We start from the raw sequence: 14392 nt of genomic DNA on the forward strand, positions 1-14392 counted from the left end.
GCGCACCGCTGCGACTTGCCCGCGAAAAGGCCGGTCAGCAGGGCGCTTCTCTACTGATTATCGCGGCCTTGGTTGCCCATCAAAGCTGCGTTTTTGCGGAGCCTGCTCGTCAGTAATGCCAAGCAGACACTGATTGCGATCATGGGCATTGCCCAGAGATTGGCAATCGGATGCAATGGCCCCGCTTTTCAGACACAGACTTTGCTCCAGGCCCTTCAGTTTCCGGCAGTCCTGCGCCTGCCACTGCAGGCTTGAGGCCTGCTCGGATTGCACGTTGAATTCCGCTTCGACTGTCATGCAGGCGAAGATGCAACAAGCAGTGATCGACTTTCTCATGGCGCGGTCCGGGTAACATCGGTGATCGCCAATGATGCCCGGACGTAGGGCCTATATAAGTCAGCCTGCTCCTAGGTTATTGCGCGAACGGTCTTAAGAAACCACCGCTTCTGCGGGTGAAACAATGCTGGTCTTGGCCCCGCGCGAGCGTCCCGAGCTCAAGTAGGCAGCAATCGACTCCTGGGTGACCTCGCCGAGGAATACCTGCTCGGCATCCAGCACCGGCAGCCAGGCCCGGTTGAATTCGTACATCCGCGACAACAGGATGCGCAGGTGCTCATCATGCGAGGCGGTAGCGTTGAACTGGCGCAGGAAGTCGCCACAGGTGCCTTGCTGGCGATGCATGTCACGCCGGCGCACATAGCCCAGCGCTTTGTTACCCCCATCGGTGACCACCACATAGCGCCGGTCATGCTCGTCCAACAGCTCCAGCGCATCGCTGACCGGCGTCTCGGGGCTGACCGAGGGCGCGTTGTCCGCCGCGTCTTCTGCCCGCACCAGCAGCAGGCGCTTGAGCGTGCTGTCCTGGCCTACGAAGTTGCTGACGAAATCATCCACCGGATGGGCCAGCAGGGTGTCCGGATGATCCAGCTGCAGCAGCTTGCCGGCGCGGAAGATGGCGATCTTGTCGCCCAGCTTGATGGCCTCGTCGATGTCGTGGCTGACCATGATCACAGTCTTGTTCAGCGCGCGCTGCATCTCGAAGAATTCGTTCTGGATCATCTCCCGGTTGATCGGGTCGACCGCGCCAAACGGTTCGTCCATCAGCAGCACTGGCGCTTCGGCAGCCAGTGCGCGAATCACACCAATACGCTGCTGCTGGCCGCCGGACAGTTCCCGCGGATAGCGCTGCAGGTACTGCTTGGGCTCGAGCTTGATCATGCTCATCAGCTCGCGGGCGCGCTCGTGGCATTTTTGCTTGTCCCAGCCGAGCAAGCGGGGCACCACGGTGATGTTCTCCTCGATGGTCATGTTGGGAAACAGACCGATCTGCTGGATCACGTAGCCGATGTGCCGGCGCAAGGTCACTTCGTCCAGGCCAGTGGTGTCTTCGCCATTGATGAACACCTGGCCGGAGGTCGGCGTGATCAAGCGGTTGATCATCTTCAGGGTGGTGCTCTTGCCGCAGCCCGAGGGGCCGAGGAATACGCAGATTTCGCCTTCGTTGACGGTCAGGCTTACCGAGTCGACGGCTTTGACGTCCTTGCCGTTGACGTTGAAGGTCTTGCTGAGGTTCTTGAGTTCGATCATGAGCGCAGTCCTTCTGGAGTCAGGGCACGTTGCAGGGTTTGCAGGAGCAGGTCGGCGATGATCGCCAGCAGGCTGACCAGCACGGCGCCGACCAGCAGCATCGACATGTCGCTGCGACTGATGGAAGTGAGGATGAGTACGCCCAGGCCGCCAGCGCCGATGGTTGCGGCGATGGTCATGACGCCGATGTTCATCACCACGGCGGTCCGCACGCCAGCGAGGATCACCGGCACCGCGATGGGCAGCTCGACCATGCGCAGGCGTTGGCCGAAGGTCATGCCGATGCCGCGTGCGGCTTCACGGATGCCCGGCTCGACGTTGGTCAGCGCCAGGTAGGTGTTGCGCAGGATCGGCAGCAGTGAATAAAGGAACACCGCGGTGATCGCTGGCAGCGGGCCGAGTCCCTGGCCGAACTTGGAGTAGAACGGCAGCAGCAGGCCGAACAGGGCGATCGAGGGGATGGTCAGCAGCACAGTGGCGCTGGCTTGCAGCGGGCCGGCAACGACCGGGAAGCGGGTCATCAGGATGCCCAGCGGCACGCCGACGAGAATGGCCAGGCTGACCGCGATGCCGACCAGCATGATGTGCTGCCAGGTCAGCTGCAGCACCTGGGCCCAGTCGAGGTGGGCGAACGTGTCGAGCAAGCTCATGGCTGGACCTCCTTGAGGGGGTGCTCACGCAGAAAGGCGGCGGCGACGGCAGTGGGGTTCTGGTGGTCGACGTCGACCTTGGCGTTGAGCTGGCGCATGGTCTCGTCGTCGAGCTGTTCGGCCAGCGGCTTGAGCAGGGCGACCAGTTGCGGGTTGGCGTCGAGCACTGCCTTGCGCACCACCGGTGCTGCGGTGTAGTCGGGGAAGTAGTGCTTGTCGTCTTCGAGCAGCTTGAGGTTGAACGCGCTCAGGCGCCCGTCGGTGGTGTAGACGAGGCCGGCGAACACCTGGTTGTTGTGCATAGCGGTGTAGACCAGGCCGGCGTCCATCTGGCGGATGTTGGCGCGGCCAACTTGCAGGTCGTACATCTCTTTGAGGCCGACCAGGCCGTCTGGGCGGTTGGCGAACTCGGTGTCCAGGGCCACCAGGTGATTACGCTGGTGTTCGTCACGCAGCACCTGGTTGAGGTCGCTGATCGAGTTGATCTGCGGGTAGGCCTCGGCGACCTGCTTGGGCAAGCCCAGGGCATAGGTGTTGCTGAATTTCGACGGGGTCAGCCAGATCAGGTCTTTCTTTGCGTCTAGCTCCTTGACCTTGGCATAGGTGGCCTCGGCGCTGGGCATGCGCTCGTCGATGTGGTTGTAGGACACCAGCGACACCCCGGTGTATTCCCACATCAGGTCGAGCTGGCCGGTTTCCTGCGCCTGGCGGGCGATGCTGCTGCCAAGGCCAGTGGTCACGCGCACATCGAAGCCGTTGGCGCGCAGGTATTGGGCGGTGATTTCAGCGAGCACGGTCTGTTCGGTGAACACCCGCGCGCCGATGCGTACCAGCGGTTTGTCCGCCGCCTGGGCAAATCCTGCGAACAGCAGGGCCGCGCCCAGCAGCAAGGCGATTGTCTTGTTCATACGTTCCCTCTTGTTATTGGGCCAGGCCACGTTCCAGCCAGCGCTTGCTGGAGAAACTCACCGCGGCATCCAGCACCAGTGCCAGCAACGCGGTACAGGCAGCGCCGAGCAACAGTTGTGGCTGGTTGTTCAAGGCGATGCCGGGGAAGATCAGGCTGCCCAGGCTGTTGGCGCCGATCAGGAAGGCCAGGGGGGCGGTGCCGACGTTCAGCGCCAGGGCCACGCGCACACCGCCGACGATGATCGGCACGGCATTGGGCAATTCGACCTGCCAGAGTTGCTGGCGCGGGGTCATGCCGATGCCGGTGGCGGCTTCCTTGAGCGAGGCGGGGACGTTTTTCAGACCCTCGTAGGTGTTGCGCACGATAGGTAGGAGGGAGGCGAGGAACAGCGCGAAGATCGCAGGACCTGCGCCGATGCCCAGGATACTCAGGGCAATGGCCAGAACGGCCAGGGGGGGAATGGTGTTGCCAACGTTGAAGAACTGCATGAAGCGCTCGGCTTTGTCGACCCGGTGCGGTCGACTCAACGCAATGCCAGCGGGGATGCCCACGGCCAACGCCGCCGCCATCGAAGCCAGCACCAGCACCAGGTGCGCTTGCAGGTAAAACCACAGATCGTCGCGATAGCGCGCGATCGTATCGAGGCCGATCCAGTGGATCAGCAGGGCCAGGATGACGAGCACGGTGGCGCATCCCAACAGCCCTTTTCCGTAGCGTATAGCCACAGGCGGACTCCTTGTGTTGTCGGCGAGCACACTCTTTTTTTGGCCGACCATACCTGGCAGCGAGTGGTGTGTTCGCGAGTAGCAGCGTGAAGCAACCGAAGGCTGCGATCAGGCCATGAGCCGAACCCCGTCGGGCCCGAAAATGCTGATGAAACCAGTCCCCAACCAGCGGCGGTTACAGGGGAGTGGACGTCTCCGTAGCCGTAAAGGTTCCCATCTACAGCGGCATTTGGCCAGCGTTAATCACTGGGTAGCGTGCTTATTAGCAGGATAAAGCAGCGGCTTTGTGCGTTACAGGCGTTGAAATAACTGCGCTGCAGCCATTTGTCATGAAAAGCCTGGGCAGTTAAATTATTTTGTCTCGCAGACATTGGGGTTCTGCCTGTTGCGGCCTCTTCGCGGGCAAGCCCGCTCCCACAGGTTTGGTGGTTATCCCGGTAAGAGCAGGCTGACTCGCGCAGAGGCTGGAGTAGACCACACATCATTTTTGCCGGAACGCCAGACACCCCGGCTTTGGTCCTTGGCCGACTTCAGGTATGATATCGCCCCTTTTTTCAATCCCCAGTCAGGCGATTTCCCATGACCAACCAGGCCGCCGAAGTCGCGAAGCGCCGCACTTTCGCAATCATTTCCCACCCCGACGCCGGTAAGACCACCATCACCGAGAAGCTCCTGCTGATGGGCAAGGCCATTGCCGTCGCCGGTACCGTGAAGTCGCGTAAGTCCGACCGCCACGCCACCTCCGACTGGATGGAAATGGAGAAGCAACGCGGCATCTCCATCACCACCTCGGTGATGCAGTTCCCCTACCGCGAGCACATGATCAACCTGCTCGACACCCCCGGCCACGAAGACTTCTCCGAAGACACCTACCGCACCCTGACCGCGGTCGACTCGGCGCTGATGGTGCTCGATGGCGGTAAAGGTGTAGAGCCGCGGACCATCGCCCTGATGGACGTCTGCCGTCTGCGGGATACTCCGATCGTCAGCTTCATCAACAAACTCGACCGCGATATTCGCGACCCGATCGAGCTGCTCGACGAGATCGAAGCGGTACTCAAGATCAAGGCCGCGCCGATCACCTGGCCGATTGGTTGCTACCGCGACTTCAAGGGTGTCTATCACCTGGCAGGCGACTACATCATCGTCTACACCCCAGGCCATGGCCACGAGCGTACAGAGGTCAAGATCATCCAGAAGCTCGACTCCGACGAAGCCCGCGCGCATCTGGGCGATGAGTACGAGCGCTTCCTCGAACAACTGGAGCTGGTGCAGGGCGCCTGCCATGAGTTCGACCAGGACGAGTTCATCAACGGTCAGCTGACGCCGGTGTTCTTCGGTACCGCCTTGGGCAACTTCGGCGTCGACCATGTGCTCGACGCCGTGGTCGATTGGGCGCCGCGTCCGCTGGCCCGTGTCGCTCATGAGCGGACCGTTGAGCCCGTGGAAGAGAAGTTCAGCGGTTTCGTGTTCAAGATCCAGGCGAACATGGACCCGAAACACCGCGACCGCATCGCCTTCATGCGGATCTGCTCGGGCAAGTACGAGAAGGGCATGAAGATGCGCCATGTGCGCACCGGCAAGGACGTGCGCATCGGCGACGCCCTGACCTTCTTCTCCTCCGAGCGTGAGCAGCTGGAAGAAGCCTACGCCGGTGACATCATCGGCCTGCACAACCACGGCACGATCCAGATCGGCGATACCTTCAGCGAAGGCGAGAACCTGGGCTTCACCGGTATTCCGCACTTCGCCCCAGAGCTGTTCCGCCGGGTACGCCTGAAGGATCCGCTCAAGTCCAAGCAGCTGCGTCAGGGTCTGCAACAGTTGGCCGAAGAGGGCGCCACCCAGGTGTTCTTCCCGCTGCGCAGCAACGACATCATCCTCGGCGCGGTTGGTGTGCTGCAGTTCGATGTGGTCGCCAGCCGTTTGAAGGAAGAGTACAAGGTCGAATGCGCCTATGAGCCGATCACGGTTTGGTCGGCGCGTTGGATCAGCTGCGATGACAAGAAGAAGTTCGAGGAATTCGAGAACAAGGCGGTGGAAAACCTTGCAGTGGATGGCGGTGGTCACCTGACCTACCTGGCGCCGACGCGGGTCAACCTGGCGCTGATGGAAGAGCGCTGGCCGGATGTGAAATTCCGCGCGACTCGCGAACACCACTGATCCGCGTATTTGGGCTGCTGCGCAGCCCTTCGCGGGCAAGCCCGCTCCCACAGGGACTGTGTTGAGCCAAAAAACAGCGCGGTTCCTGTGAGTTAGCACAGGTGCAGCGCTGAAATTGAGGGCAGCGCTGTACCTGTGGGAGCGGGCTTGCCCGCGAAGGGCCGCGCAGCGGCCCCAATCCTCAATTGCCAGCTTTGATGCTTGTCCAGACTCTGGTGCGAATCCGGTCGATCTTCGCCGGCATCGCCTCCAGCGCATACAGCTTGCCCATCACATCCTCACTCGGATAAATCATCGTGTTGCCCTTCATCGCCGGGTCAACCAGCGCATCCGCCTTGAGGTTGCCGTTGGCGTACTGCACATGGTTACTGATGTTGGCCATCACATCCGGCTGCAGCAAGTAATTCATGTAGGCGTAGCCGGCCTTCTCGTTGGGCGCATCGGCGGGCATGGCGACCATGTCGAACCACATCGGCGCGCCTTCCTTGGGAATCGAATAGCCCACTTTCACGCCATTGTTGGCCTCCTCGGCGCGGTTCTTCGCCTGCAGCACATCCCCCGAAAAACCGACCACCACGCAGACATCGCCGTTGGCCAGATCGCCGGTGTACTTGGACGAGTGGAAGTAGCTGATGTACGGGCGCACCTTCATCAACAGCGCTTTGGCCTTGTCGTAGTCCTTCGGATCCTGGCTGTGGTGCGGCAAGCCCAGGTAGTGCAGGGCGATTGGCAGCAGCTCCGGACCATTGTCGAGCACCGCCACCCCGCAGCTCTTGAGCTTGGCCATGTACTCGGGTTTGAAGATCAAGTCCCAGGAGTCGACCGGGGCATTATCGCCAAGCACCGCCTTGACCTTGTCGATGTTGTAGCCGATGCCGGTACTGCCCCACAGGTAGGGGAAACCGTACTGGTTGCCCGGGTCATTGACCTCCAGCGCCTTGAGCAGCACTGGGTTGAGGTTGTGCCAGTTGGGCAGCTGGCTCTTGTCCAGCTTCTTCAAGGCCTTGCCTTGAATTTGCCGGGCCATGAAATGGTTGGAAGGGAATACCACGTCGTAGCCGGAGTTACCGGTCATCAGTTTGCCGTCGAGCGTCTCGTTGCTGTCGAACACGTCGTAGGTCGGCACGATGCCGCTGGCCTGCTGGAAGTTCTTCAGGGTGTCGGGGGCGATGTAGCTGGACCAGTTGTAGATCTTCACCGAGTCGGCGGCATTGGCCACGCAGGCGGCCAGCATCAGTGGGGCGATAAGAAGCGTGCGCATGTCCGGTATACCTTGCTTGGTCTGTTGTTATCGAAGGGGTATCGAAAGGCGGCAGAGGCGATCAGCGGATCAGAAAATCAGAACGTAAGTCTTGCGCACGGTCTCCTGGATATCCCAGGTGCCGGTGCTGTTGGCCGGTAGCATCAGTGCGTCTCCGGCTTCTATGAGCAGGGGCTCGCCACCGTCGGGGGTGAACGTGCAGCGGCCCTTGATGAAGTGGCAGAACTCCTGTTGCACGATCTGCCGCCGCCAGCGTCCTGGGCTGCACTCCCAAATGCCGGTTTCGACGCCGTCGCTGCGCTCGACGCTGGTGACCGACGTCACCGCGACGGGCTCGCCAAGGGGGACGGCGACCGGGTTGGCGTGCTCGAGGATGGCGCTGTCGGTGTGCTTGAACTGGGTAATGCTCATGACCGGTGGATCCTGTGTGGTGATAAAGGCAAGTCAGTGCATGAAGCCTTCCATGAAGTCCGCCAGGCCACTGGCCAGGCGCCGCCTCCACGGCGCGCTGGCAGGGTTGGCGAGGGTCCTGTCCTCGTGGACGAAACTCTTGATGATCGCGTTGTAGCCCAGCCAGCGGCACGGTTCGGGCGGCCAGCTGGCCAGGCTCGACACTGGGCGGTTGTCGTGCACCCAGGGCTGGGCGGTGAGTGGGTTGTGTAGGCCGAGAATCAACGCCGCCAGGGTGCGCCCGCCGAGGTTGGTAGCGCCGACGCCTTCACCGCCATAGCCGCCGGCCAGGGCAATGCCGCGCTGACGGTCGCAAAGCATGTGCGGGCGGAACCGCCGTGCCATGCCGAGATTGCCGCCCCAGGAGTGGGTGATGCGCACGTGCTTGAGTTGCGGGAACAGTTCGCCGAACAGATAACGGCGCAGCTCGACCTCGTTGTCTTCAAGGTTGAAGTTCTCGCGCAGGCGACCGCCGAAGCGATAACCGCCGCGTGCGCCGAACACCAGGCGGTTGTCGGCGGTGCGCTGGCCGTAGGTGACCTGGCGGCTGCTCTCGCTGAAGGCTTGCCCCTGAGCCAGGCCGATCTGTTCCCAAGTCGATTCAGGCAGCGGCTCGGTGGCCACCAGCAGGCTCTGCACCGGCAATTGATGCTTACCCAGCGGCGGTAGGCTGGCGGCGTAGCCTTCCACAGCCGGCACCACCCAGTGGGCGCGCACCTTGGCCAGCGGCGTGCGTACTTCGCCGGGCTGAAAGTCATTGGCGGGGGTGTTCTCGTAGATTGTCACACCCATGCTCTCGACTACCCGGGCCAGGCCGCGTACCAGCTTGGCTGGCTGAATGGTGGCGGTATGCGGGCTGAAGATCGCGCCGTAGGCGTTGCTCACGCGCAGCTGCCCATCCAGCTGCTCGGGGCGCAGCCAGCGGTAGTCATCCTCGGTCATGCCTTGGCGATAGAGGTCGTCGAGGTAGGCGCGCAGGCTGCGCTCCTGCTCGGGGTAGCGCGCGGCGCAATACAGCACGCCGCCTTTGCGATAGTCGCAGTCGATGCCTTCGCGCTGGAGCACGCTGTCGACTTCATCGGGAATGCCATGCAGCAAGTCGATGCTGGCGCGCCGTTGTTGCGGCGAAAGGGTGGCCAGCAGGCGATCTTCCCCCAGCAGGTTGCCCATCAGCCAGCCGCCGTTGCGCCCGGAGGCGCCGAAGCCGGCGATATTGGCTTCGACGATGGCGATCTTCAGTTGCGGTGCCTGGCGCTTGAGGTAATAGGCGGTCCACAGCCCGGTGTAGCCAGCACCGATGATGCACACGTCGAGGTCGAGGTCTTCGCGCAGGGCAGGTCGTGCGCAGAGGGGCTCGTCGAGCTGGTCCATCCAAAGGCTGATCGTGCGCCAGGGTTGCATCAGGTGCGGCTCCACATCGGTAAGGTCTGTGACCGATCCTAGGGGCCTGTGGCGGTGGCTGTCTTACGTGCGTGCACGCAGGGAAACTTGCTTCACATAGGCCTTGGGCGAAAGACCGGTGTGTTCGCGAAAGGCTTTGTAGAAGGCCGACAGCGAGTTGAAACCGGCGCTGAAGGCCAGCTCGTCCATGGTCGAGGCGACGCTGTCATCGTCCAGCCCGGCCAGCAGGTGTTGCAGGCGGGCTTGGTTGACGTAGCGATAGAAGCTCTGGCCGAGTACTTGGTTGAGCAGGTAGGAGATCTGGTTGCGGCTGTAGCCGCTCTCTTTGGCAACTCGCTGCAAGTCCAGTTCGGGGTCCAGATAGGGGCGCTGGCGCTGGAAATAGTGCTCAAGGTCCTGAGCCATGGTGCTCAGTTGCCTGGGCGACAAGCCCAGGCGGCTGGTAGCCGGCCGCGAACTGGCGCCGCTGAGCCCCTGCGTGCTCTGGCGCACCAGGGTGGCGTACTCGTTGACCCGCCAGATCAAGCCGTCCTTGACCGTGATCGCTTCGCTGGACTGGAACGCAGCCAGGCCATCGCCGCCTTGCACGGTGACCTGGTACTGGATGAACGCGGTACAGCCATCGACGCGGATGCGATCGCTATGGACGATGTCCTCGCCGGCTTCGTGGGGCAGGCACACGCGCACGTAGTCGCGTAGCGCCTGGTAGTTGAGCACGCGATTCTGGAAAAAGTCATGGTACTCGACGTCTGGGTGGTACAGCGCCATCACCCCGTCGAGGTCGCGGTGCTTCCAGCAGAGGTGGTAGCGCAGGACCGTTGCGGCGGTGATCGGCGTTTGCTCAGGGCCGTCGGGGATTGGGCTCGGGATCATGCAAGTGATGGTGCCGGTGGGATCATCGCGGGGCAAGCCCGCTCCCGCACATTTTGCCACTGTGTCAGGGGCCTGGTGGGAGGGACTTGCCCCGCGATGCAAGCGCTGGACCTTGCATAAAACCCTGAGCTCAAAGCGCCAATCCGGGTGTTTTGCACGATCCTGACCAGCCCGATCCGGCTAACCCATTGATTTGTTGGAGTGTAATTTTTTGACACAGTTGGCACAGCGCCTGCACCGCCCTAAGTGCAAAGCACATGGAATCGTTGCTCACCACAAAAGGCGCTGAATCATGATTACCACTGCCGATCTGCCAACCACCGTCGCCGAGGGCCCGAATCGCTCGGGTGTGTCCTGGGCGGCGATCTTCGCGGGTGCCGCTGCGGCGGCTGCCTTGTCATTGATCCTGATGATCCTCGGCGCAGGCCTGGGGTTCGCTGCGTCTTCCCCATGGGCCCATGAGGGTGCCAGTGCCAAGGCGCTGGGTATTTCCACCATCGTCTGGCTGCTGGTCACACAGATTATCGCCTCGGGTGCCGGTGGCTACATCGCTGGCCGGCTGCGGGTGAGGTGGGCGAACTTGCACGGTGACGAGGTGTATTTCCGCGATACCGCCCATGGGCTGTTGGCCTGGGCGGTCGCTACCTTGGTCGCTGCCACGTTGATCGTGGCCACCGCTGGCAATGTTGCCAGTGCCGGTGCCCAGGCGGGTGCCGCTGCGGTGGGTGGAGTGGCTGGCGCGTCGACTGCGGCGGTTGCCAAGGATGCCGACGGGCCGGATGTCGATCCGATGGGTTACTACGTCGATGGCCTGTTCCGCAGCGAGGGCCCTGCGGCCGTCAGCGAAGATGCGGCCAATGCGGTGGCAGGGCGAATTGTCACCCGCGCCCTGAGCAATGGCGGGGCGATGGATCCGGCTGACCGGACCTATCTGGCGCAGTTGGTGGCGCAGCGTACCCGCTTGACCCAGGCCGAAGCCGAGGCACGGGTCGATCAGGTCTATGCCCAGGTTCAGGAGGATGCACAAAAAGCCAAGGTTGCCGCTCAGCAAGCGGCTGACACGGCGGCCAAGGTGGCGGCGTGGACGGCCCTGTGGACCTTCATTGCGCTGCTGTGCGGTGCGTTTTTCGCAAGCTTCGCTGCACTGTTCGGTGGTCGTCAGCGCGATCAAGCGCGCTGGATCGACGAGGATGGGCTGGGGTATGGCGAACGACGTGCGGTTAATGCTGGGACTGCGCCGATTCGCTAAGGGTTAACGTTCGAGGAGAAACATCATGCGCTCTATATTGCTGTGGATGCTTGGGGTACCGATTCCGGTGATCATTCTGATCGCGATCTTTATGCATTGACGATTTTGGGGCCGCCTTGCGGCCCATCGCGGGCAAGCCCGCTCCTACAGGGTTAGCGTGAAGTTCGAAACTGCGCTGTACCTGTAGGAGCGGGCTTGCCCGCGATGGGCCGCAAAGCGGCCCCAAACAGCATCACGCCAATCTAAAGAAACTGCTCTGCATAGTGACACGCCACCTGCCGCGTACCTACCTGGCGAAACGCCGGCACTTCCTTGCCACAGCGCTCCGTGGCATACGGGCAACGCTTGTGAAACGCACAGCCATCCGGCGGATTGAGCGGGTTAGGCAGCTCCCCGGTGATGCGAATCTTCGGCTTCAACGGATCGGGATGAATCGCCGGCGTCGCCGACAGCAAGGCCTGGGTATACGGGTGCAGCGGTTTCTCGTAGATATCTTCCTTCGGCCCCATCTCCGCTGGCCTTCCTAAGTACATCACCAACACCTGATCGGCGACATGCCGCACCACCGCCAAGTTGTGCGAGATGAACACGTAGGCGGTGTTGAACTGTTTTTGCAGGTCCATGAACAGGTTTAGCACTTGCGCCTGGATCGACACATCCAGCGCCGAGGTCGGCTCATCGGCCACCAGCACCTTGGGCTGCAACATCATCGCCCGCGCCAGGGCGATCCGCTGGCGCTGGCCACCGGAGAACATATGCGGATAACGCTGGTAATGCTCAGGACGCAGACCCACCTGCTGCATCATCGCCTGCACCCGTTCACGGCGCTCGGCCTTGCTCAGCGACGTGTTGATCAGCAGCGGCTCGGCCAACTGGTCGCCGATCTTCTGCCGCGGGTTGAGCGAGGCGTACGGGCTCTGGAAGACCATCTGCACGTCGCGGCGCAGTTGCTTGCGCTCGGCCTTGCTGGCGCCGTTGACTTCGGTGCCGGCGATCTGCAGCGAACCTGCGGTGGGCTCTTCGATCAAGGTCAGTGCGCGGGCCAAGGTCGACTTGCCACAACCGGACTCGCCCACTACGGCGAGGGTCTTGCCAGCCTCCAGCTCGAACGACACGCCATTGAGCGCGCGTACCAGGGCGTGGCCTTTGAACAGGCCGCGGGACACTTCGTAATGGCGGGTCAGGTCACGGGCGGTAAGCACGGCGGTCATCAGGCCACCTCCTGGTTCAGCGGATAGAAGCAACGCGCCAGGCTATGCGCTTGCGGGGCAAGGGGCGGGCGTTGGCGTCGGCAGTTGTCCTGCACATAAGGGCAGCGCGGCGACAGCAGGCAACCTTGCGGGCGGTCATAACGGCCGGGGACGATACCGGGCAAGGTGGCCAGACGCTCGGCGCCGATACTGTGCTCGGGAATGGCCGCCAGCAACGCCTCGCTGTAGGGGTGGGCAGGGATGTCGAACAGCTCCGGTACCTGACCGACCTCTACCGCTTGGCCGGCGTACATCACGCACACGCGCCTGGCCGTTTCGGCGACCACGGCGAGGTCGTGGGTGATCAGGATCAGGGCCATGTTGCGTTCTTTCTGCAGGTTGACCAGCAGCTCCATGATCTGCGCCTGGATGGTCACATCCAGCGCGGTGGTCGGCTCGTCGGCGATCAGCAGCTTCGGCTCGCCAGCGATGGCCATGGCGATTGCCACGCGCTGGCTCATGCCGCCGGAGAGCTGATGCGGGTAGGCGTCCAGGCGGCTTTCGGCGGCAGGGATCTCGACCTTCTTGAGCAATTCGAGTGCCCGTTGGCGCGCCGCCTTGCCCTTCAGGCCCAGGTGTTGGCGCAGCACTTCTTCGATCTGGAAGCCTACGGTGTAGCTAGGGTTGAGCGCGGTCATCGGGTCTTGGAAAACCATGGCGATGTCCTTGCCGACCACTTTGCGCCGCTGACGGCCGCTGAGCTTGAGCATGTCGATGCCAGCGAAGGTCATGGCATCGGCGGTGATCCGCCCCGGGGCGTCGATCAGGCCCATTAGGGCCATCATGGTCACCGATTTGCCTGAGCCGGATTCGCCGACGATGGCGACGATCTCGCCAGCGTCCACCGCCAGGTCCAGGCCGTCCACGACCGGTACGGCATCGGCGTCGCCGAAGCGCACATTGAGATTGTTGATCTGCAACAGTGACATGGCGTTCTCCTCAGGCGGCGTTCTTGAGTTTCGGGTCCAGCGCATCGCGCAGCCCGTCGCCCATCAGGTTGATTGCCAGCACACTGAGCAAAATGGTCAGGCCTGGCAGGCTCACCACCCACCAGGCGCGTTCGATGTAGTCGCGGGCCGAGGCCAGCATGGTGCCCCACTCAGGGGTAGGCGGTTGCACGCCAAGGCCAAGGAAGCCCAGCGCGGCGGCGTCGAGAATCGCCGAGGAGAAGCTCAAGGTCGCCTGCACGATCAGCGGCGCCATGCAGTTGGGCAGCACGGTGATGAACATCAGGCGCGGCAAGCTGGCGCCGGCCAGGCGGGCGGCGGTGACATAGTCGCGGTTGAGCTCACCCATTACCGCGGCGCGGGTCAGGCGCACGTAGGACGGCAGCGAGACGATGGCGATGGCGATCACCGTGTTGATCAGCCCAGGGCCGAGGATGGCGACGATCGCCACGGCCAGCAGCAGCGACGGCAGCGCCAGCATGACGTCCATCAGGCGCATGATCGACGGGCCGAGGATACGCGGGAAGAACCCGCCAAGCAGGCCGAGGAAGATCCCCGGAATCAACGACATCACCACCGACGACAGGCCGATCAGCAGCGATAGCCGTGCGCCCTGGATCAACCGTGAAAGCAGGTCGCGGCCCAGCTCGTCGGTACCGAGGATAAATTGCCAGGTGCCGCCTTCGAGCCATACCGGCGGGGTCAGCAAGAAGTCGCGGTACTGCTCGCTGGGATTGTGCGGAGCCACCCATGGCGCAAACAGTGCGCAGAACACCACCAGGCACATGAACGCCAGGCCCGCCACCGCGCCTTTGTTGCGCGAGAAGGCCTGCCAGAATTCTTTGTACGGCGAGGGGTAGAGCAGGCTCTGATCGACCGGGCTGGGCGGGGTCACGGAGTTTGGAATCGGGCTAGTCATGACGAGG

Annotated in this window: 14 protein-coding genes; 2 read left to right on the forward strand and 12 right to left on the reverse strand. The window is 62.7% G+C overall.

Annotated features, from left to right (window positions below):
* Positions 1–57 precede the first annotated feature (57 nt).
* From ACI2JX_RS15395 to ACI2JX_RS15415, 5 genes are all read right to left on the reverse strand, one after another.
* A complete protein-coding gene (locus ACI2JX_RS15395; protein ID WP_404690415.1) occupies positions 58–336 on the reverse strand; it encodes a hypothetical protein in 279 nt (92 codons plus the stop codon).
* 93 nt (positions 337–429) lie between these two features.
* Positions 430–1587 carry a betaine/proline/choline family ABC transporter ATP-binding protein gene (locus ACI2JX_RS15400; protein WP_404690416.1) on the reverse strand — a complete coding sequence of 386 codons (1158 nt, stop codon included), beginning with the start codon at positions 1585–1587 and terminating at the stop codon, positions 430–432.
* Entirely contained in the window at positions 1584–2237 is a 654-nt protein-coding gene (locus ACI2JX_RS15405) for an ABC transporter permease (protein ID WP_186554063.1), read from the reverse strand. Before ACI2JX_RS15405 ends, ACI2JX_RS15400 begins: the two co-directional genes overlap by 4 nt.
* A complete protein-coding gene (locus ACI2JX_RS15410) occupies positions 2234–3145 on the reverse strand; it encodes a glycine betaine ABC transporter substrate-binding protein (RefSeq protein ID WP_404690417.1) in 912 nt (303 codons plus the stop codon). The genes ACI2JX_RS15405 and ACI2JX_RS15410 overlap by 4 nt, the downstream gene beginning before the upstream one ends.
* Before the next feature lie 13 nt (positions 3146–3158).
* On the reverse strand, positions 3159–3872 hold the full coding sequence (locus tag ACI2JX_RS15415; protein ID WP_404690418.1) for an ABC transporter permease: 714 nt from the start codon (positions 3870–3872) through the stop codon (positions 3159–3161).
* Positions 3873–4451: 579 nt separating this feature from the next.
* Here ACI2JX_RS15415 and ACI2JX_RS15420 point away from each other — a divergent pair.
* Positions 4452–6035, forward strand: a complete 1584-nt coding sequence (locus ACI2JX_RS15420; RefSeq protein WP_264234833.1) for a peptide chain release factor 3 — start codon at positions 4452–4454, stop codon at positions 6033–6035.
* 181 nt (positions 6036–6216) lie between these two features.
* On the opposite strand, the gene ACI2JX_RS15425 is transcribed toward ACI2JX_RS15420, so the two are convergent.
* From ACI2JX_RS15425 to ACI2JX_RS15440, 4 genes are all read right to left on the reverse strand, one after another.
* Positions 6217–7296 (reverse strand): polyamine ABC transporter substrate-binding protein, encoded by a 1080-nt coding sequence (locus tag ACI2JX_RS15425; protein WP_264234834.1) that lies wholly within the window; start codon positions 7294–7296, stop codon positions 6217–6219.
* 69 nt (positions 7297–7365) lie between these two features.
* Positions 7366–7707, reverse strand: coding sequence for a cupin domain-containing protein (locus tag ACI2JX_RS15430; protein ID WP_186554058.1), 342 nt, complete (start codon positions 7705–7707; stop codon positions 7366–7368).
* Between the two features lie 33 nt (positions 7708–7740).
* Positions 7741–9147, reverse strand: coding sequence for an NAD(P)/FAD-dependent oxidoreductase (locus ACI2JX_RS15435; protein WP_404690419.1), 1407 nt, complete (start codon positions 9145–9147; stop codon positions 7741–7743).
* A gap of 63 nt (positions 9148–9210) precedes the next feature.
* Positions 9211–10020: a helix-turn-helix domain-containing protein gene (locus tag ACI2JX_RS15440; RefSeq protein ID WP_404690444.1), complete on the reverse strand. Its 810-nt coding sequence runs from the start codon at positions 10018–10020 to the stop codon at positions 9211–9213.
* A gap of 292 nt (positions 10021–10312) precedes the next feature.
* On the opposite strand from ACI2JX_RS15440, the gene ACI2JX_RS15445 reads away from it, so the two are divergent.
* Positions 10313–11269 (forward strand): hypothetical protein, encoded by a 957-nt coding sequence (locus tag ACI2JX_RS15445; protein WP_404690420.1) that lies wholly within the window; start codon positions 10313–10315, stop codon positions 11267–11269.
* Between the two features lie 242 nt (positions 11270–11511).
* On the opposite strand, the gene ACI2JX_RS15450 is transcribed toward ACI2JX_RS15445, so the two are convergent.
* Genes ACI2JX_RS15450 through ACI2JX_RS15460 form a run of 3 tightly spaced genes read right to left on the reverse strand, consistent with a single transcriptional unit; the run spans position 11512 to position 14385 of the window.
* Entirely contained in the window at positions 11512–12480 is a 969-nt protein-coding gene (locus tag ACI2JX_RS15450; protein ID WP_186554055.1) for a peptide ABC transporter ATP-binding protein, read from the reverse strand.
* Positions 12480–13448 carry an ABC transporter ATP-binding protein gene (locus ACI2JX_RS15455; RefSeq protein WP_264234837.1) on the reverse strand — a complete coding sequence of 323 codons (969 nt, stop codon included), beginning with the start codon at positions 13446–13448 and terminating at the stop codon, positions 12480–12482. The genes ACI2JX_RS15450 and ACI2JX_RS15455 overlap by 1 nt, the downstream gene beginning before the upstream one ends.
* 10 nt (positions 13449–13458) lie before the next feature.
* The gene (locus tag ACI2JX_RS15460) at positions 13459–14385 is read right to left on the reverse strand and encodes an ABC transporter permease subunit (RefSeq protein WP_186554053.1); all 927 of its coding nucleotides are present in this window, start codon (positions 14383–14385) and stop codon (positions 13459–13461) included.
* Positions 14386–14392 lie beyond the last annotated feature (7 nt).

This window comes from Pseudomonas sp. NPDC088890 (genome assembly GCF_044900155.1).
In the GTDB taxonomy this organism is placed as follows: domain Bacteria; phylum Pseudomonadota; class Gammaproteobacteria; order Pseudomonadales; family Pseudomonadaceae; genus Aquipseudomonas; species Aquipseudomonas urmiensis.

Excerpts from the sequence above, each read along its gene's own strand:
- ACI2JX_RS15395 (WP_404690415.1), bottom strand. The coding sequence starts at position 336 with ATGAGAAAGTCGATCACTGCTTGTTGCATCTTCGCCTGCATGACAGTC.
- ACI2JX_RS15400 (WP_404690416.1), bottom strand. The coding sequence starts at position 1,587 with ATGATCGAACTCAAGAACCTCAGCAAGACCTTCAACGTCAACGGCAAG.
- ACI2JX_RS15405 (WP_186554063.1), bottom strand. The coding sequence starts at position 2,237 with ATGAGCTTGCTCGACACGTTCGCCCACCTCGACTGGGCCCAGGTGCTG.
- ACI2JX_RS15410 (WP_404690417.1), bottom strand. The coding sequence starts at position 3,145 with ATGAACAAGACAATCGCCTTGCTGCTGGGCGCGGCCCTGCTGTTCGCA.
- ACI2JX_RS15420 (WP_264234833.1), top strand. The coding sequence starts at position 4,452 with ATGACCAACCAGGCCGCCGAAGTCGCGAAGCGCCGCACTTTCGCAATC.
- ACI2JX_RS15425 (WP_264234834.1), bottom strand. The coding sequence starts at position 7,296 with ATGCGCACGCTTCTTATCGCCCCACTGATGCTGGCCGCCTGCGTGGCC.
- ACI2JX_RS15430 (WP_186554058.1), bottom strand. The coding sequence starts at position 7,707 with ATGAGCATTACCCAGTTCAAGCACACCGACAGCGCCATCCTCGAGCAC.
- ACI2JX_RS15435 (WP_404690419.1), bottom strand. The coding sequence starts at position 9,147 with ATGCAACCCTGGCGCACGATCAGCCTTTGGATGGACCAGCTCGACGAG.
- ACI2JX_RS15440 (WP_404690444.1), bottom strand. The coding sequence starts at position 10,020 with ATGATCCCGAGCCCAATCCCCGACGGCCCTGAGCAAACGCCGATCACC.
- ACI2JX_RS15445 (WP_404690420.1), top strand. The coding sequence starts at position 10,313 with ATGATTACCACTGCCGATCTGCCAACCACCGTCGCCGAGGGCCCGAAT.
- ACI2JX_RS15450 (WP_186554055.1), bottom strand. The coding sequence starts at position 12,480 with ATGACCGCCGTGCTTACCGCCCGTGACCTGACCCGCCATTACGAAGTG.
- ACI2JX_RS15455 (WP_264234837.1), bottom strand. The coding sequence starts at position 13,448 with ATGTCACTGTTGCAGATCAACAATCTCAATGTGCGCTTCGGCGACGCC.
- ACI2JX_RS15460 (WP_186554053.1), bottom strand. The coding sequence starts at position 14,385 with ATGACTAGCCCGATTCCAAACTCCGTGACCCCGCCCAGCCCGGTCGAT.